At 58.2% G+C, this 16,991-nt stretch carries 17 protein-coding genes; 9 read left to right on the forward strand and 8 right to left on the reverse strand.

Going from position 1 to position 16,991, the window contains the following annotated elements; genetic code table 11:
* Positions 1–30 precede the first annotated feature (30 nt).
* Together D3250_RS01860 and pheA are read left to right on the forward strand one after the other, a co-directional pair.
* The gene (locus D3250_RS01860) at positions 31–360 is read left to right on the forward strand and encodes a rhodanese-like domain-containing protein (protein ID WP_119902243.1); all 330 of its coding nucleotides are present in this window, start codon (positions 31–33) and stop codon (positions 358–360) included.
* Positions 357–1,271, forward strand: a complete 915-nt coding sequence (pheA, locus tag D3250_RS01865) for a prephenate dehydratase (RefSeq protein ID WP_119901651.1) — start codon at positions 357–359, stop codon at positions 1,269–1,271. Before D3250_RS01860 ends, pheA begins: the two co-directional genes overlap by 4 nt.
* 28 nt (positions 1,272–1,299) lie before the next feature.
* Here pheA and D3250_RS01870 read toward each other — a convergent pair whose 3' ends face one another.
* Positions 1,300–2,409, reverse strand: a complete 1,110-nt coding sequence (locus D3250_RS01870) for a diacylglycerol/lipid kinase family protein (RefSeq protein WP_119901652.1) — start codon at positions 2,407–2,409, stop codon at positions 1,300–1,302.
* Positions 2,410–2,504: 95 nt separating this feature from the next.
* Here D3250_RS01870 and serS point away from each other — a divergent pair, with 95 nt between their 5' ends.
* Both serS and D3250_RS01880 read left to right on the forward strand, forming a co-directional pair.
* Positions 2,505–3,788 carry a serine--tRNA ligase gene (serS, locus tag D3250_RS01875; RefSeq protein WP_119901653.1) on the forward strand — a complete coding sequence of 428 codons (1,284 nt, stop codon included), beginning with the start codon at positions 2,505–2,507 and terminating at the stop codon, positions 3,786–3,788.
* 185 nt (positions 3,789–3,973) lie between these two features.
* Positions 3,974–4,468, forward strand: coding sequence for a Dps family protein (locus tag D3250_RS01880; RefSeq protein WP_119901654.1), 495 nt, complete (start codon positions 3,974–3,976; stop codon positions 4,466–4,468).
* 266 nt (positions 4,469–4,734) lie between these two features.
* Here the strand turns inward: D3250_RS01880 and D3250_RS12160 are convergent, their stop codons facing one another.
* A complete protein-coding gene (locus tag D3250_RS12160) occupies positions 4,735–5,670 on the reverse strand; it encodes a sugar-binding transcriptional regulator (protein WP_119901655.1) in 936 nt (311 codons plus the stop codon).
* A gap of 106 nt (positions 5,671–5,776) precedes the next feature.
* On the opposite strand from D3250_RS12160, the gene D3250_RS01890 reads away from it, so the two are divergent.
* The 4 genes from D3250_RS01890 (at position 5,777) to D3250_RS01905 (ending at position 10,017) form a co-directional block, all read left to right on the forward strand.
* Positions 5,777–7,141, forward strand: coding sequence for an ABC transporter substrate-binding protein (locus D3250_RS01890; RefSeq protein ID WP_119901656.1), 1,365 nt, complete (start codon positions 5,777–5,779; stop codon positions 7,139–7,141).
* Between the two features lie 75 nt (positions 7,142–7,216).
* Positions 7,217–8,074 (forward strand): carbohydrate ABC transporter permease, encoded by an 858-nt coding sequence (locus tag D3250_RS01895; RefSeq protein WP_119901657.1) that lies wholly within the window; start codon positions 7,217–7,219, stop codon positions 8,072–8,074.
* 29 nt (positions 8,075–8,103) lie between these two features.
* Positions 8,104–8,940: a carbohydrate ABC transporter permease gene (locus tag D3250_RS01900; protein WP_158583040.1), complete on the forward strand. Its 837-nt coding sequence runs from the start codon at positions 8,104–8,106 to the stop codon at positions 8,938–8,940.
* A 33-nt stretch (positions 8,941–8,973) separates the two neighbouring features.
* Entirely contained in the window at positions 8,974–10,017 is a 1,044-nt protein-coding gene (locus tag D3250_RS01905; RefSeq protein WP_119901659.1) for an NAD(P)-dependent alcohol dehydrogenase, read from the forward strand.
* An 80-nt stretch (positions 10,018–10,097) separates the two neighbouring features.
* Here D3250_RS01905 and D3250_RS01910 read toward each other — a convergent pair whose 3' ends face one another.
* The 3 genes from D3250_RS01910 to D3250_RS01920 all read right to left on the reverse strand — a co-directional run bounded on the left by D3250_RS01910 (position 10,098) and on the right by D3250_RS01920 (position 13,746).
* Positions 10,098–10,820, reverse strand: coding sequence for an L-ribulose-5-phosphate 4-epimerase (locus D3250_RS01910; RefSeq protein ID WP_119901660.1), 723 nt, complete (start codon positions 10,818–10,820; stop codon positions 10,098–10,100).
* A gap of 26 nt (positions 10,821–10,846) precedes the next feature.
* The gene (locus D3250_RS01915; protein WP_119902244.1) at positions 10,847–12,445 is read right to left on the reverse strand and encodes a xylulokinase; all 1,599 of its coding nucleotides are present in this window, start codon (positions 12,443–12,445) and stop codon (positions 10,847–10,849) included.
* Positions 12,446–12,813: 368 nt separating this feature from the next.
* The gene (locus D3250_RS01920; RefSeq protein WP_119901661.1) at positions 12,814–13,746 is read right to left on the reverse strand and encodes an aldose epimerase family protein; all 933 of its coding nucleotides are present in this window, start codon (positions 13,744–13,746) and stop codon (positions 12,814–12,816) included.
* Positions 13,747–13,943: 197 nt separating this feature from the next.
* Here D3250_RS01920 and D3250_RS01925 point away from each other — a divergent pair, with 197 nt between their 5' ends.
* On the forward strand, positions 13,944–14,804 hold the full coding sequence (locus D3250_RS01925) for an HAD family hydrolase (RefSeq protein WP_119902245.1): 861 nt from the start codon (positions 13,944–13,946) through the stop codon (positions 14,802–14,804).
* Here the strand turns inward: D3250_RS01925 and D3250_RS01930 are convergent.
* The 3 genes from D3250_RS01930 to D3250_RS01940 are packed head-to-tail and all read right to left on the reverse strand — an operon-like array spanning position 14,737 to position 16,970.
* Positions 14,737–15,702 carry an arsenic resistance protein gene (locus D3250_RS01930; protein WP_119901662.1) on the reverse strand — a complete coding sequence of 322 codons (966 nt, stop codon included), beginning with the start codon at positions 15,700–15,702 and terminating at the stop codon, positions 14,737–14,739. The genes D3250_RS01925 and D3250_RS01930 overlap by 68 nt on opposite strands.
* Positions 15,703–15,750: 48 nt before the next feature.
* A complete protein-coding gene (locus D3250_RS01935; RefSeq protein ID WP_119901663.1) occupies positions 15,751–16,725 on the reverse strand; it encodes an ArsA family ATPase in 975 nt (324 codons plus the stop codon).
* Entirely contained in the window at positions 16,716–16,970 is a 255-nt protein-coding gene (locus D3250_RS01940; protein ID WP_119901664.1) for a cory-CC-star protein, read from the reverse strand. The genes D3250_RS01935 and D3250_RS01940 overlap by 10 nt, the downstream gene beginning before the upstream one ends.
* Positions 16,971–16,991 lie beyond the last annotated feature (21 nt).

Here is a 16,991-nt window from a genome sequence, read left to right on the forward strand (position 1 = left end):
CCCGGTGAAATCTCGGACTACTGTGGTGGCATGGCCGATTTCGAAACCATTCCTGCCTCAGAGGTTCCCTCCGGGGCCCTCGTGCTGGACGTTCGCGAAGAATATGAATACCAGCCCGGGCATGTGCCGGGTGCTCTGCACATCCCAGTGGACCAGATTCCCGCACAGTTCGAACACGAATTGGACCCAGATGAAGATTACTACGTGATCTGCCGCACCGGAGGCCGGAGTGTGCAGATCGCGGCCTGGCTCACGGCCCAAGGTTACTCAGTGTTTCTGGTCGGCGGTGGCTATGATGCCTGGCTGACTGCGGGACACCCGCTGGAGTCATCCACGGGCGAAGAGCCTCGAATCCTGTGAGGTACTCGTATCTGGGTCCTGCGGGGACCTTCACGGAGGCTGCGCTGCTGCAGATGCCGGGCGCCGAAACTGCCGAGCGGGTTCCGGCTGCCAGCGTGCTCTCAGCGTTGGCCATGGTCCAGGACGACGAAGCCGACGTCGCCGTGGTGCCCATAGAGAACTCGGTCGAGGGCGGGGTCACGGCCACATTGGATGCTGTCTCGGTGGCTCACAATCTCCACATCACCGCGGAGACTCTGGTTCCCATCACGTTCGTCCTCGCTTCGGCCGATCCTATGCCGATGGAGCAGGTGCGCTCCATCGCGACCCACTCCCACGGATGGGCACAGGTGCGCCGCTGGGCTGAAGCCACGGTGCCGCATGCAGAGTTTGTTCCGGCGTCGTCAACCGCCGCCGCAGCGCACGGGCTCACCCGCGATCCGGCCATCGCCGACGCGGCGGTCTGCGCTCCTCTGGTCGCGGCGCAGCTGGGACTGCACGTACTTGCACGCGAAATTGAAGACGTGCCCGGGGCAGTCACGCGGTTTGTGATGGCTGCCAAGCCGGGCCCTGTGCCGGTGATGACCGGAGCGGACAAGACTACGGTGATGATCCCGCTGCCGGAGGATCACCCCGGAGGGCTGATGGAAATCTTGGAGCACTTTGCCACCAACGGAGTGAACATCTGCCGGATTGAGTCACGGCCCACCGGCTTCGGCATGGGCGACTATTTCTTCTCCATGGATCTGGAGGGACACATTGCTGAGGCGAGGATTGCCGATGCGCTGGCTGGCATCCACCGAATCTCCCCCCGGATCAGATTTCTCGGCTCCTACCCGCGCGCGGACAATAAGTCGCAACAGGTGGGCCCAGAGGTCTCCGAGGCTGCCTTCACGTCGGCCCAGCGGTGGATTGAGTCACTGCGCGGCTGACCGACAGCGGCCTCAGAGAGTCGTTCTCTCAGTGGTGCGGGTGTTCAAGCACCGCCGGGGAGACACCGTGAACCACTAGTGATTCGTGTGCCACGCGGGCGGAGACGCTGATGACGTCCCCGACCGCGTCACCGTCAATCTGGAAGCGCATCGGTTCAGCCATGGTCAGCCTTCCGGTGCGAGCCTGCCGCACCTTCATCACTGGAATATCCGCCGAATAACGGAAGGCAGTCTTGGCGATCACTCTGGCCCAGTCCAGCGCGTGGCGAGGCGTGAACAGGGCAACATCCATGTGCCCGTCGTCGAACATGGCCTCCGGGATGAGCCTGATTCCAGCCTGCAGGGTCCCGCAGTTGGCCAGCAGCACGGAACGTACTCGGTAGGTCTCCGGCTCGGCGTCATCGAGTTTTACGGACAAAGTCTTGCGCGCACCCAGGACGTGTCGGAGGCCTGCCTCGCCGTAGGCCAACCATCCAGCCCGGGCCTTGAGGACCTCGCGGGTGTCCTCCATGACCTCGGCGTCCAATCCGCCTCCTGCGATCACGAGGCTGATCTCGTGCTCGGAGCGTCCGCCCGGGCGCCTCAGCTCCAGCTGCAGAGTATCAACTTTGTGCCGAGTGCCGTGGATGGCCTCCGCTGTGCAGGCGGTGAGATCGTGATAAGGGAGACCGATGTTCCGAGCAAACAGATTGCCGGTTCCCAGCGGGATGATGCCCAGTGCCACATCAGATCCCGTCAGGGCCGTCGCCACGGCTCGGACGGTCCCGTCGCCGCCGGCAGCTATCACCACATCACAACCCATCTCCACTGCGCGATCAGCCATAACCCTGCCGGGGTCCTCTGCGGTGGACGCCTGGATGAACGGATCCGGCATACCCGCCTCGGCGCACGCTTGGTGGACCAGTTTGGTCACGTGGTCAGCGTTGTCTTTGCTGACGTTGACCACCACGCCGATCAGGCGGTCCTCGGGGCGTTTAGGATGCGCAGCCAGGGACGCGGTGACTTCCGCACGCTGCTCGAGCTCGGTCACCTGGTTCTTCAGCAGGCGCACTCGCTGACCCAGCCGGATGATCGCAATCACCAGTACAGTGACAACGGCCGCAACCGCAGCGATTACCCACCCGTATTCTTCAGCCATGGAATAGAGCCTATCGGTCCCCACCGAGACTCGAGACTGGTGACTTCCCGGCGCCTCGGCAATCTTCCCGCTGCAGGCGCAGTAGGCTTACCACTGTGATTGACATCAAGGACCTCATCGCCGAACCCGAAAAGTACCGCGCCAGCCAGCGAGCACGCAGGGCCGACGAGTCCGTAGTGGATGCTCTCCTAGAGGCGTCTCAGGCTCGCTCCAGTGCGCTCACGCAGTTTGAGACGCTGCGTGCTGAGCAGAAGGCGCAGGGGAAGAAGGTGGCCAAGGCACAAGGTGAGGAGAAAGAGGAGCTGCTCGCCCAAGTCAAGCAGCTCGCTTCTGATGTGAAGTCGGCTGAAGCCGCGGCCGATGACGCCGCCGCCCGGCTGCGCACCATACAGTCCTCATTCCCCAACCTCATTCATGAAGGAGTGCCAGCTGGCGGGGAGGAGGACTTCGTCACTCTTCGTACTGAGGGCTCACCGCGGGACTTCTCCGCTGAGGGCTTTGAACCGAGGGACCACCTGGCCCTTGGGGAGCTCTTGGGTGCGGTTGACATGGAGCGTGGAGCGAAGGTTTCCGGCTCGCGGTTCTACTTCCTCAAGGGGATAGGCGCCCGGCTGGAGCTGGCGATCATGCAGATGGGCCTGGATCAGGCTGTGCAGGCCGAGTTCACGCCGATGATCACGCCCACTCTGGTTCGCCCGGAGACCATGGATGGCACCGGGTATCTTGAGGCGCACGATGATGTCTATCACTTGGAGCGGGACGACCTGTACTTGGTCGGGACTTCAGAAGTTGCCCTGGCCGGCTATCACGCTGACGAGATCCTAGACCTCTCCGCCGGGCCCCTCCGTTACGCGGGGTGGTCTAGCTGTTACCGGCGTGAAGCCGGTTCGCACGGTAAGGACACCCGCGGGATCATCCGAGTCCACCAGTTCAACAAGCTGGAGATGTTCGTCTACTGCACGGCCGAGGACTCTAAGGCCGAGCACGAGCGTCTGCTGGCCTGGGAGGAACAGATGCTGGGCAAATTGGAACTGCCCTACCGTGTGATCGATACTGCGGCCGGAGACCTGGGGCTCTCTGCAGCAAGGAAGTTTGACTGCGAGGCGTGGGTCCCCTCTCAAGACACCTACCGGGAACTGACCTCCACCTCCGACACCACCACATTCCAGGCTCGGCGTCTCAATATTCGTGAGCGCACCGTGCGCGCCGATGGAGCCAAGGGCTCTACTCAGCCTGTGGCAACCTTGAATGGGACGCTGGCCACCACGCGCTGGATCGTGGCCCTGCTTGAAAATCACCAGCAGGCAGATGGTTCGGTGCATGTCCCTGAGGCGCTTCGCCGGTATCTGGGTGGCCTGGAAGTCTTGGAACCGCAGTAGGGTTCATCCAGTGGGCAGTCAGGTAATGCTCATCTTCGCTCGATAGCAAAGAGTGTGAGAACTCGAAGATCGGCCAGGGAAGGCCAGCCTCATCTTGCTGGCGCCGCTTCTTGTGAGTTTCTAAGATTTAGATGTGACGTCGACAGAGCGCCGGCGCACCGTTCGCGCATCGAAGGAGTGTCGAGATGACCAAGACTGCTGATTACACTGTTCCCGGACTAGGGAAAGAAAACGGCGAGGAGATCGCGGGCCTTCTGCAGGACCGTCTGCACGCACTCAATGACCTGCAGCTTGTGCTGAAGCACGTGCACTGGAACGTCGTGGGCCCCAATTTCATCGGTGTCCACGAGATGCTGGACCCGCAGACCGAAGAGGTCCGGGGACACGTTGACGAAGTCGCTGAGCGGATTGCCACCCTCGGCTCCGCACCCTCAGGGCTCTCCGGAAACCTAGTCGCTGATCGTCGGTGGCAGGACTACCCACTTTTCAAGGCCAGCGTCGAGGACCACCTCGCTGAGTTGGATAAGGTCTACACCGGTGTCATCGAGGATCACCGCCAGCTGATCAGCAAGGTGGGCGACACCGATCCCATCACAGAAGACCTCCTCATCGGTCAGGTCAAGGCGCTGGAACTCTTCCAGTGGTTCATTCGCAGCCACGTGGAGAAGATCTCCGCCTAGGGGCTTGATCTGAGATCTCAGAGGGCGACGACGCAGCCAGGGACATGGCGGTGTCGTCGCCCTCTTTGTGCCGTGGGCAAATTGAGCCGCTTGAGTGTATCTTCGGCCGCATTCCTATTGGCTCCGAGAGCGAGCCGGAAACTCTCTACCTCCGCCGTTGGCCCTGACCGAGCCGGCGCTTGTGAACCGCGCAGAACCTAGGCTCTGCCAATCTTCCCACTAAGTTCTCTTGGGGAGTCCTGGGTCCAAGGTCCGATTGCTCGGCTTCAGCCGAGCCTGCATGCATACTCGGCTGTTCGGATGTCAGTTATGAGGACATCGACCAGCTCTGACCGGAGCACAGCAAGTACAGCATCATGCTTTCCATGCCCGCCTCCAATGGCAATTTTGTGAGGCACTGATGCTAGCTGTTCAGTGCTAATCCCGATTGTGCGACTCGTCAGGTGCGGAACCGCAGCGCCGTTCGTTGTTAGCAAACTGGTACCAAGTTCGGAAACGACGCCCAAACTCCTGGCTTGTGACATTTCATTCCACTCGCTTAGCTGTGTGGCGAGCAAGGAACTATTGGGCCACCCACCGATGGACAGTACCGCCTTACTAATATGATCTAGACGTTTCAATGATCGGATGATTGATGGCTGGGCAGTAATCGCTCGAGCGGCTGGTGCATCGGTGGTGACTAGAGGTGCATGTAAAGGAAAAATGCGGTTTGTAGCGACTCCTAGTGAGAGTATGGCCTGCATCCCCTGGTTCCAAGTCGAGGTAGCCACCCCCGTAAGCTGAACCACCTCGCAGTTAGGAAACTCGCCAACGACGCGACACATATCGACGATTGTGCGACCCGAAGTGAGGCCGATAACGTCGTCCTCGTTCACGGTCTCTCGAACAACGCGCGCTCCAACCCGTGCAAGATCTTTCCGTACCTGGGACGGCTCGTCACTCGACGTTTCTACGGCGATCACTGACTGAAGCCCAAATTTCTGCGCCACTTTTCGCGAGAGATGTGTATCTATGACTTCTGGCATGTTCAAGCGGACTTCAATGAGACCGGTCTCTCGTGCGCGCCGTACCATACGCCCGACTTTGAATCGGGACAGCTCCAATTCTTCCGCAATATCGATTAATGGCCGCCCCTCTTGTAAGTGTTGCAGTGCAACGTAGGCGCAGAGCATCTGTTCAGACAACCCGATAGGAGTGCTCATATGAGCATATTAGTTGCAAGATAGAGCACTGCAAAATAATGTGTTCCATGTCATATTGAGTGTGCTCCGAGTGGCTCTGCTCGTGCACTGAGACTTGGGAGAATTCATGCGAGATCTCAAACCAAATCGCCGTTGCCTGGTTAGCGTGGGCCTTGTGGCCGCTTTGGCTATGACTGGATGTGCGGGAGGGGACTCTGAGGGTCCGCCCGAAGACGAGATTGAATCTTTCGATTGGCAGAATTATGAGGGAGAGGAGATTACTCTTCTCTTCAATGAGCACCCACTCGCCAACGCCTTGAGTGCTCAGCTGGAAGACTTTGAAGAGCTCACAGGTATCGAGGTCGCTATTGAGACTCTTTCGGAGACTGACTACATGACGCGGATCCTCACCGAACTGCAGTCGGGTAGCTCCGCCTACGACGTGTTTATGACCTCTCAGCCGATGAATTACCAGTACGCAGCAGCAGGTTGGATTGAAGAGCTTGATCCCTGGATTGAAGATGAGCGTTACACAGCGTCCGACTGGGACTTTGATGACTTCTTCCCGGCCATCATCGACTCATTGCGCTGGGATACGACTGAGTGGGGAGGGGCGGGTGAAGGTCCGCTATGGGCCTTACCGGCAAATGAGGAGGGATATGCGCTCTTCTATCGCGAGGATATCCTGGAAGACGCCGGTGTAGATGTCCCGGAGACCATTGATGAACTCATCGATGCAGCATCCGAACTCGATGGATATGAGTTCGACGGTCAGACTGTCTCCGGATTCGTTAGCCGCGGTCACCCGACCTATCCGACCTTGAACCCGTACAGCACATTTTTCCTCGCCCATGGGGCCCAAGATATTGTCGATGGCGAAGCTGACGTGGATTCACCGGAGAATATTGCGGCGCTAGAGCAGTGGGTCGATTTGATGCAGCACGCGCCTGAGGGCGCTTCAACCTATACATGGTATGAGGCTCAGCAAGACTTCATTGCCGGCAACGCGGCCTTTTACATAGATGCCGATCATATGGCACCGGACTTCGAGAATGACACCAACATCTCTGGCAACGTCGGCTATGCCCTGCCGCCAGAAGGACCCGAGGGCCGTGGCTCTAGCATGTGGGTGTGGTCGTTGGGAATGAATGCCCATTCAGAGGCGAAAGGGCCGGCTTGGCTCTTTATGCAGTGGGCCACATCTCAGGAGGTCATGACCGAGGCTATTGATCTCGGCAATATGAACCCCACCCGCATTTCCGTCGGGGAAGGCCCAGAGATGGAAGCTGCGACGGAGGATTGGGGGGACTATAACGAGGTATGGCAGGAAATTCTTCACGAGCATGCAGAGTGGGCATACACACCCGCTGCACTGTGGCCTGAGGCAGGTGACATATGGGCGAACGCCATCCAGTCCGCAGTGCTGGGCGAGCAATCACCCGAAGAGGCGTTGTCCGACGCAGCTCAGAGAATCAACGCAGCCATGGAGTGACCACCCCGTATTGAGGTCGCCGACCTCGCTGCCCCTGGCTTATTCCTGTCGACCCAAATTCGAAGGTTATGTCGAATGAAACATAAACCTGCGTTGCCATATCTCCTGGTGCTGCCCGGTATTGCGGTCCTTGTAGCGATCCTCTATCCGTTCTTCACGGGGGCGTACTGGTCTTTTACCTCGTACCGCCTCAACAGGGGAGACCCGGATTTAAACTGGGGCCGTAACTACTGGAGCCTGTTCACTACAGGCGACGGGCTGAATGCGATATCGGTTACCTTGACGTACGTTGTCGCAGTCGTCATTATCGAGTTGGTGCTAGGTGTCGGATTGGCTCTACTGCTGAACTCCAACCGCTACGGCAACTACTTCAGGTTGATCATCGTTCTGCCATTGCTCTTGCCACCGGTCATTGCGGCATTGATGTGGAATGTGATGCTCACTCAGAACGGAGTGGTGAACTACCTACTCGATTCAGCTGGATTGCCGACTCTGCTATGGCTGAACAGTCCGCAAACCGCCCTAATGTCAGTCATCCTTATTGATGTTTGGATCTTCACTCCTTTCGTGGTGCTTCTTGCGCAGGCCGGGTTGCGCAGTGTCCCCAAGGAGCTGGCTGAGGCTTCAGCTGTTGATGGAGCAGGGCCAGTCAAACACTTTTTCTCGATAACTTTACCCATGATGTTCCCAATCCTTATTGTAATTATCACATTTCGTGGCATAGATTCTCTAAAAATGTTTGATATTATCTACACCACCACCGCCGGGGGTCCTGTTGGTTCTACTACAAACCTGCATGTGATGGCCTACCTAGAGGGCATCCGTAACCTTAACTTTGGTATGGCAATGACAGCTCTCATCGTGTTGTGGGCACTGTGTTATGCGAGTGCTTACGTGCTGCTCAGGTTCCGCCGTCAGGAGGCAATGTCATGAGAACTACCTCCTCGGCAAGGAGTAGCTCCATGCGGGCCCATAAGCGCCGGAAGCCTATCCACGCTGCACTCGTAACCATAGCTTTGGTGGCATGGAGTATTTTTGCATTGGCGCCACTTGTCTGGATCTTTATGATGTCTCTCAAATTGCCCCGAGACATAATTTCCTATCCGCCGAGTTTTATTTTTAGTCCCACAGTTGATAATTATATAACTGTTTTTAGTGATGCACGCTTTTTGCAGCCTTTTATCAATTCAATTATCGTTACACTCGGTTCACTAGTTCTCACTTTGATTATTGGTTTACCGACTGCGTATGCCTTGGCGCGCTTTAGATTTAAGGGGCGTGAGAGCATAGGTTTCGGAATACTATCACTCAGGTTTGCTCCAGAGCTGTTGATAATTTTGCCTCTGTTCTTGATGTACCAAGGAATCGGCTTAGTCGACAGCTACGTAGGGTTAGTTCTTGCGTATCAGATTGTCACGCTTCCTATGTTGGTGTGGATGCTTCGCTCATTCATCGAGGACCTTCCTCAAGAATTGGAAGAGGCTGTTGCCATCGATGGAGGAACTCGATGGACAGCCTTTCGTCACGTCTTATTCCGGTTAATGGTGCCTGGCCTAAGCGCTAGTCTCATGTTGTCGTTTGTTTGGGCATGGAATAACTATGTGTTGCCTTTAGTTCTAGGAGGTCGCAACACTTCAGTAGTAACCACCGGAATTCAATCATATATGTCACATCAATCAATTGAGTGGGGTCCAATGGCCGCGGCAACAATGATATCCATTATTCCAGGAGTACTTTTTGCTATTTTTGCCCTTCGATGGATTGTTGGTGGCCTAACTGCCGGAACCGTAAAGGGGTAGATACTTAATTGTATCATCATGATAGGATAAAAAATGGAAATTAACTACCCAGCGTTCGGTCGAGCTAGCGTTATGATTGACGTGTTCAAGGTGGAGCTGCAAAATCGGCGTATTCCGGAATTGCACCCGGGGGAGGTCCTCGTGGAGATCGAGGCCGTGGGGGTCTGCGGTTCTGACACGCATTTCTACGAGGAGGGTGTCATTGGCGATATCATCGTCGAGGGCCCGATCGTACTCGGTCATGAGAGTGCTGGTCAGATCGCGGCAGTAGGTCCGGGTGTCGATCCGGAGCGAGTTGGAACACGTGTAGCGATCGAGCCGCAGAAGCCCTGCCGTCGATGTGAGTTCTGCAAGAGCGGACGCTATCACTTGTGCCCCAAGATGGAGTTCTATGGTGCATACCCGATAGATGGCTCTTTTGCAGACTATGCGGTGATTGATGACGACTTCGCACATGCTATGCCCGATGAGATGTCAGGTGAGGAAGGTGCTCTAATTGAGCCGGTTTCAGTTGCTCTTCATGCATGTCGGCGGGCTAAAGTGCTCCCAGCTTCCAAAGTCCTGATTGCCGGAGCCGGCCCGATCGGCGCCCTGACGGCTCAGGTGGCTCGAGCATTCGGGGCAATAGAAATTGTAGTCAGCGACCCGATTGAAAATCGCCGACGGTTCGCTCTCGAACATGGTGCCACCGGTGCCCTGGATCCGGCGGTGACCGACCTGAGTGAATATGGGGAGTACTTCGATGTCTTTATCGATGCTTCGGGAAACCCGAACGCAATTCTCTCCGCTATCCCTGCGATCAAACGTGGAGGGCAGGCATGTCTGGTGGGAATGGGGGGCCAGACACTGGAAGTCCCCATTGCTCTGTTACAGCACCGAGAAATTAGTCTCACTGGCACGTATCGATATGCTAATACTTGGCCAGATGCCATTGCTCTCGTGGCGTCCGGGAAGCTGCGGGTTAAGGAGCTTGTCACTCATCGTTACGGCCTTGATCAAGTCGGCGAGGCATTGATGAAGACCAAGACAGATCCCCTTGCGATCAAGACTATAGTCATTCCTGCGATGACATTGTAGTTGTGTCAGGTAGCGAGCGAGTAGCACCGTCGCCTTCAATCCACGGCACCAAGGTGAGGCTGAGGTGCTCCTTGTTTCTTCTAGTTTCTTTGCCCGTACGCACGTTGATAACGTCTGTAAAGTGCATCGATTAGTTCTTGGTCAATTCGCCTGACATCATCGTGCTGACGCGCAATGTGAATCGTACGGGCAACATCTTCGCACATCACTGCAGCTTTGACAGCAGCTTCAGCATCTGGACCGATGGTAAATGGCCCGTGCTGTGCCATCAGGACAGCAGGTGATCGGGAATGACGAAGTGTTTCTACAATCCCTCGTCCGATGGAATCGTCCCCGATAAGCGCAAAAGGGCCAACTGGAATATCACCGCCAAACTCGTCAGCCATCATGGTCAGTGCGCACGGGATCGGTTCTTGTCGAGCTGCCCATGCCGTCGCATATGTGGAATGCGTATGAACAACTCCTCCGATCTCACCCATGTGTCGGTACACGTAGGCATGAGCGGCTGTATCGGAAGACGGCTGGAGACGGTCTGCGGTACCGTCGTTGATCTTATTACCATCAAGCTCGCAGACGACCATGACTTCTGGCGATAGGGCGTCATACGACACACCTGATGGCTTAATTACGAACAAGCCCGGGACTCCAGCGTTTCCGCTGCCTGGAACGCGTTCGGAGACGTTCCCTGCCGTCCACACAACCAGGCGATTTCGCGTGAGTTCTTTGTGGAGACTGGCCACGCGACGTTGGGTCTCGGCTACGGAGTCCTGGATTTCAGGCGGCAGGGCATTCAATCTCAGCATGGTTTCTCCTAGTGTCGATCATTGGCTCATTGAAGTGCTTTAATTGCCGCGCTTTGGATCGTTAAGCCGGCGGAGTACTGCTCAAGCCATGATTTGTAACCGCTTACGTCTGCTGGGTCGGGCTCGACAACACTGAATGTCCTTAGGTTGAAGACGTACTCGTCAAGATAATTGACTAAACTGTGTGAGCTCCGATCCAGTGAGTAAGCTGCAAGTACTGCCATTCCCCAAGAACCACCCTCAGCAGCTGTATCGCCTACTGCAACAGGAGTATCCACAGCCGCCGCAAGCAACCGTTGTGCTACGTTCGCGGTCTTGAAAAGCCCGCCGTGAGCAAAGATGGTGTCAACATTCACTCCTTCCTCAGCGAGGATTTTCATGCCTAAGGATAAGGTGCCGAAAATGCTGTAAAGCTGAGCCCTTGAAAAGTTAGCGAGGTTCATGCGGCTGCCAGGGGCCCTTATCACCATCGGGCGACCCTCTTCGAGATCAGTAATAGGCTCACCAGCTAAGTAGTTGTAAGCGAGTAGCCCTCCACCGTCGGTGTCGCCGGACAACGCAGCATTGAGGAGCGCATCGTATACCTGGCCAGCCTCAGCCTGGTGGCCAAGAGCAGCGCTAAACTCTCTCAGTAACTTCGCCCAAGCGCCCAATTCGCTGGCACCATTGTTGCAGTGGACCATGGCGACTGGTTCACCTGCCGGAGTGGTTACCACATCAATTTCAGGGTGAACCTTGCTGAGCGGAGACTCAAGCACAACCATCGCGAAGATTGAGGTACCTGCACTAACATTGCCGATTCGAGGAGCGACAGCGTTGGTAGCTACCATCCCAGTTCCAGCGTCGCCCTCAGGAGGGCATAGAGGAATACCGGGCTGCAATGTACCGCTTGGATCGAGTAGCGCTGCACCCTCTTTGGTCAATGTCCCGGCGTAACGCCCCGCAATAAGTATTTCAGGAAGAATATCCTCTAAGGGCTGGCGCGGTCGAATGTGGGAAGGAAGTTCTTCTGTTATGGAATTGAACTTCGCGAGCATCTTGCTGTTGAAGCTGGCATTTAGGTCGACTGGGAACATTCCGGATGCGTCGCCCACGCCTAATACTCTGCGGCCGGTGAGGCGCCAGTGAACATAACCCGCCAAGGTGGTCAGATAATCGACTTGAGGTACGTGGTCTTCCGAGTCAAGCATGGCCTGGTAGTGATGGGCTACAGACCAGCGTAGAGGTATGTTGTGCTCAAAAAGTCTTGAGAGTTTGGCGGAGGCCGGGGCAGTAGTCGTATTGCGCCATGTCCTAAACGGCACAAGAAGTTGCTCATCCGAGTCAAAAGCGAGGTATCCATGCATCATCGCAGAGACTCCCATAGCACCAAAAGTGGCCGGCCGGACCCCAAAATTTGCCTCGACATCGTCAATAAGTTGCGCAACTGTCTGCTGTATTCCCGACCAGACGTCTTCTAACGAGTATGTCCAGGTACGCGCCTCAAACCTGTTTTCCCAGTCGCTGGCACCGGAACCCAAAGTTTCACAGTTCGGGCCAATTAGACACGCCTTAATTCGAGTCGACCCAAGTTCAATTCCCAAAGCGGTCTTTCCCGCCTCGATTATGTCTTGCGCATCGGTCATTTCGCTCCCGTAGAGGTCCCTCTCGGCTACCACGTTTGGGCATTGAGGTTACCACGCTGGTTAGAAATTCATTGGAGGGAGCTGGCTCTGCTCTTGCGCAGGAGCCGCGCAGGGCACCACTTTCCCGGCAAGTATCACTGAACGAGGGGTACGGCTCGGCGGTGAGTTCGGACCGCTGACCGACCTGTTGCGTACGCGCATAGAAGAGCAGCTTGAACGCTGCTTGCTCGCCTCCAACTGGGTGGAATTCCGAGTTAGGGAATCGGGCGCAGGGCTGGCGCCTGCCACCAGCGGGGGAGCAATGCGGGCTCTGCGCCCAGTGGTCGACGCTCCTCAAGACTGGGTGCCCAGCACTTGAGGTGGGGCCTCTAGAGGTGGAAAGCCTCGAGTGAATAACCCACCCGATGCCACACCCCTGGCTCAAGCTCCACCAGATCCTTGCCCGAGTTGAACGCATTGGGCGGGCAGGTCATTGGCTCCACAGCTACACCTGCCCGGTTCAGGCTCTCCCCAGTGTAGACCTGCGCCCACGGAGTATCAGCGATCATCCTCACCACGAACCCGCTGGGCCCGTGAATCAGTTCAGCACTCCAACCCTGCTCCGGCAGGTCGGTGTAGGCGTGGTCGATCGTCAGGCCAGCCAGCAGCGGACCGTTGGTCAGGTCCAAGTCGCCGGAGACCATTTTAGACCCGACTACCTTGCCGCTGGACTTAGTCTTCGCCACCGTGCGGGCCGGAAGGCGCAACCGGCAGGACTTCAGCGGAGCGTCGGCGGCCGTGAGGTACGGATGAAATCCGGCACCGTAGGGAGCGGTGGCCCCGGCGGTGCTGGCGTCGTCGTGATCAGTATTCTCAGGGACATACCGGGTGCTCAGCGTGGCCGTCAGCCCCAGGTGACCAGCAACTCGGTAGACCAGGATCACCTCTAGGCGAAACGGATACCCAGCTGAGGGTTCGATCGTCCCGACCAGGTGCACCTCTGACTCACGCTGCATCTGAATTTCCAGATCCACATCTAAGAGCAGCCCGTGCAGCGCAGCGCCGGTGGCCTCCTCATTTGCCGGAAGCTCGTAGGAGGCCCCCGCGTGAGTGTAACGGGCTTGGGCCACCCGATTGGGCCACGGTGCCAGCACAGCCCCGGAATAAGCGCCTGGGCCCTTCTCCGCGGGCACGATGAGATTCTGCTGGGCTTCGCTGACCGGGTCCAAGGTCGTCAGACTCAGTAACTGACCGCCGCGCAGAGAAATGGTTGCGGTGTACCCGCCTGCGGTGATGGTGACGGTCGGTGTCGACGCGCTCATAGAGTTCTCCTCACGTGAAGTCTTGGTCCACAGTAGCCAAACTGGGAGCCTTCTGCCCACACGGTGTCTGCGCGCCGTCGTACACTGTTCATCCTATGAACACACCAGTGCAGATTGCGAAGGATCAGTGGCAGTCGGATTTTGCCGTGCCAGCCGCCGGCCGCGGAGGCAGCTTCACCTATCAGTCGGGCACCACAATGGTGTGCCTGGACGTCGACGGGACCATCGTCAACCATGACGGTTACATGACCGATGCGGTGAAGGAAGCGGGCCGCGCAGTGGTCGAGGGCGGCCATACCGTGGTTGTCTCCACCGGCCGTTCGCTGCCGGCCACGCTGCCCGTGATCGAGACCTTAGGCATCACCCAGGGTTACGCGGTCTGCTCCAACGGTGGTGTGACGCTGCGTATCGACACCGCTCTGGAAGACGGTTACGAGATCTTGGACCAACAGGTGTTCGACCCTGCCCCTGCCCTCAAGGCGCTGCAGGAAAAACTGCCAACCGCCCGGTACGCCATCGAGACGTCCGCCGGACATTTCCTGGCCACGGAACGGTTCGAAGATCTGACTTTCGGGCTGGTCCCCAAACCGGTGAGCGTCAAGAAGATGAAGAAGGCCGAAGCAGTGCGACTGGTGGTCAATTCCACTGACGCCACCGCCCGCGAGTTCGCGCGAGCCGTCACCAATATCGGACTCCACGGGGTCACCTATTCGGTGGGATGGTCAGCGTGGTTGGACATCGCCGCAGAGGGGGTGACCAAGGGGTCCTCTTTGGAGAGGCTGCGGGGCAAGCTGGGCGCTCCGCGTAGCGCTACCCTGGCCTGCGGAGACGGCCGCAATGACATTGAAATGCTTCAATGGGCTCATCGCGGCGTAGCGATGGGACAGGCCGTCCAAGAGGTCAAGGATGCCGCTGACGAGGTCACCGGTTCCGTGGACGAGGACGGCCTGGTAAGCGTGCTGCGCAGCATTCTGGAGGGCCCAGCGCAGTTCAGTGAGCCGGAAAGAGGACAGCCGGGACAAACCGCACATACACGATCATCCCAACCAGCTCGATAAGGGACTGAATTACGATCACCACGGCGGCGATCTCCCAACCTGGAGGAAGTGACAGCGCAAAAGGCAGGACGATGAAGGAATTGCGCGTGCCTAGCGCGAATGCCAACGTTCGTCCTTGGTGCGCGGGAAGTCGTGCGGCCAACGAAACGAGCTTAGCCATCACCAGCGCTGAGATCAGGAATAAGCCGCCGGCCAGCGCGACCCAGCGGACCAGCCCCAGGTTGTCGCTCAGCGCGCCGATGTGAGACGCCGCGACGCACAGGATGACTACGGTCAGCAGTGGTACCGGGAACCACTTTGCTCCAGCTCGGATTTCAGCGAGGCTGTAGTGCTTCCGGGATCCGACCTCTGTGAAGACGGCAGCCGCCAAGGGCGCGGCCAGCACCAATATAGCGGGCCAAACCGCCCGAAATTCGAAAACTGCACCTAAGTCGAAATTTGTGAAGAGCAACAAGTACAGCGGCAGGAGGCCCAGTTGTGCGAAGAGCGCCACAGGTGTCAGGGCCGAGGCACGCTCTGCGTCCCCGCCACCGAGACTGGTAAAGGTGATGAACCAGTCGGTGCACGGCGCAAGCAGAACCAGGAGCAACCCGAGAACCAGTGCCTCATCGGAGGGCAGCAGAGCAACTATCCCAAACACCACCGCTGGCATCAGTACAAAGTTTCCCACCAGGGCGGCAATGAGGAATCGCGGATCTCTCAGGGAGCGGGGCACAGCCGACAGGTTCATTTGAGTGAAGGTGGCATAGAGCAGCAGACCCAACGTGGGCCAGACCAAAGCCTCAAGCGGTTGACTGCTGGCAGGCCATGTCAGCCCCACGACTGCACCCAGGGCCACAGCGCCGAGATACCACCAGACTTGGTGACGTTCCAGCGCAGCGTGTGACACAACTGGCATCGTCAGTCCTCCAGGGACGGGGGAGGGATTTGCGGAGTGTTGTTGGCGCTAGGTGAGAAACTCCGCCAGCTGCTCCACGGCAGGTTCTCCTACGAGGTCCGCTGGGAGCATCGGCAAAGTGTCCACCGCCACGTGTGGCAACAGCTCGTGAAGCTTGGCCAGCTGGGCCTCCTCCTGGGTGCGCCTGGCGGCCAAGAACTCACCTTCGTCGGTGGGGGAGAGCCGGTTGACGACCACCCCGCCCACCTGGACACCCAGCCGCTCCAGTTCATGAAACAATTCAGCGGACTCCAAGACGGGGACGCGCTCTGCGTTGACCACAATGACAAAGCTGCAGGCGGCGGAGTCGGTGACCAGCTCACGAAGCTTCTCAAATGTGGTGCGGCGCTGGGTCAGTACCTGCCGTATCCGTCGGTCCCGGTTGGCTCCGTGGGAGGAGCTGGGATCGTCGTTGTCCAAGGCTCGGATGGCAGCCCCGAATCTCTCGGCCTTAGTCCGGCGGTTGAGCAGGCCTTCAGTCCAGGCCGACATGATCTCCGGAAGCGCCAGCAGCCGGGCGGTGTGGCCCGACGGTGCGGTGTCGAAGATGATGAGGTCGTAGTCACGTTCGGCCAGGTTCACCACCTCAGCGATCCGCTCCAGAATGGCAGCCTCATGGGTTCCGGGTGATTGGCGGGCCAGCTGCAGGTGAACGTCGACTTGTTTGTGCAGGTGCTCGGGCATGAAATCGCGCAGCGTCTCGCCGACCTGCTGCAGGTGACGTTCGATCGTGGCGTTGGGATCGATCTCCACACCCGCGAGTACCCCGGAGCCACCGTCGTCGGCGAGCAGGACGGGCTCATCGCCCACCGGCCGGTTCCACAGGTGACCCAAGTTGTGTGCGGGGTCAGTGGAGACCAGCAGCACGCGGCGTCCGCTGCGGGCCTGGTGCAGTCCCACCGCTGAGGAGACTGAGGTCTTCCCCACGCCGCCCTTGCCGCCGATGAACAGAACCTGACGGTCTGCAGCGAGGTCTAGCAGCATTGCATGCCGTCGAGCGGGGACTGGTCAAGGCCCTGTCGGACGTGCCAATCGTGCATTCGGTCCAGCATCTCGGGAAGCAGCTCCAATGTGGCGCCGGAGGCGGGATTGGGGACCCCGAGCGCCTCGGAGAGCACCAGCATCATGAACAGATCCTCCTCATCGCGTTTGGCCCTGGCGAAAACGCGCCGGTAGGGGGCCACGTAAAACTCACGCAGCCCCCTCTCGGCTCGTTCAAACCAGCTCATTGGCTTGGGGCCGCAGAGCCC

Source organism: Nesterenkonia natronophila, assembly GCF_003595215.1.
In the GTDB taxonomy this organism is placed as follows: Bacteria; Actinomycetota; Actinomycetes; order Actinomycetales; family Micrococcaceae; genus Nesterenkonia; species Nesterenkonia natronophila.

Bases quoted from the DNA above. Each gene is read 5' to 3' on its own strand.
- D3250_RS01940 (WP_119901664.1), bottom strand. From the start codon at position 16,970: ATGAGCTGGTTTGAACGAGCCGAGAGGGGGCTGCGTGAGTTTTACGTG.
- D3250_RS01920 (WP_119901661.1), bottom strand. From the start codon at position 13,746: ATGAGCGCGTCGACACCGACCGTCACCATCACCGCAGGCGGGTACACC.
- D3250_RS01895 (WP_119901657.1), top strand. From the start codon at position 7,217: ATGAAACATAAACCTGCGTTGCCATATCTCCTGGTGCTGCCCGGTATT.
- D3250_RS01890 (WP_119901656.1), top strand. From the start codon at position 5,777: ATGCGAGATCTCAAACCAAATCGCCGTTGCCTGGTTAGCGTGGGCCTT.
- D3250_RS01925 (WP_119902245.1), top strand. From the start codon at position 13,944: ATGGTGTGCCTGGACGTCGACGGGACCATCGTCAACCATGACGGTTAC.
- D3250_RS01880 (WP_119901654.1), top strand. From the start codon at position 3,974: ATGACCAAGACTGCTGATTACACTGTTCCCGGACTAGGGAAAGAAAAC.
- D3250_RS01905 (WP_119901659.1), top strand. From the start codon at position 8,974: ATGGAAATTAACTACCCAGCGTTCGGTCGAGCTAGCGTTATGATTGAC.
- D3250_RS01930 (WP_119901662.1), bottom strand. From the start codon at position 15,702: ATGCCAGTTGTGTCACACGCTGCGCTGGAACGTCACCAAGTCTGGTGG.
- D3250_RS01910 (WP_119901660.1), bottom strand. From the start codon at position 10,820: ATGCTGAGATTGAATGCCCTGCCGCCTGAAATCCAGGACTCCGTAGCC.
- D3250_RS01900 (WP_158583040.1), top strand. From the start codon at position 8,104: ATGCGGGCCCATAAGCGCCGGAAGCCTATCCACGCTGCACTCGTAACC.
- D3250_RS01860 (WP_119902243.1), top strand. From the start codon at position 31: ATGGCCGATTTCGAAACCATTCCTGCCTCAGAGGTTCCCTCCGGGGCC.
- D3250_RS01935 (WP_119901663.1), bottom strand. From the start codon at position 16,725: ATGCTGCTAGACCTCGCTGCAGACCGTCAGGTTCTGTTCATCGGCGGC.
- D3250_RS12160 (WP_119901655.1), bottom strand. From the start codon at position 5,670: ATGAGCACTCCTATCGGGTTGTCTGAACAGATGCTCTGCGCCTACGTT.
- D3250_RS01915 (WP_119902244.1), bottom strand. From the start codon at position 12,445: ATGACCGATGCGCAAGACATAATCGAGGCGGGAAAGACCGCTTTGGGA.
- D3250_RS01870 (WP_119901652.1), bottom strand. From the start codon at position 2,409: ATGGCTGAAGAATACGGGTGGGTAATCGCTGCGGTTGCGGCCGTTGTC.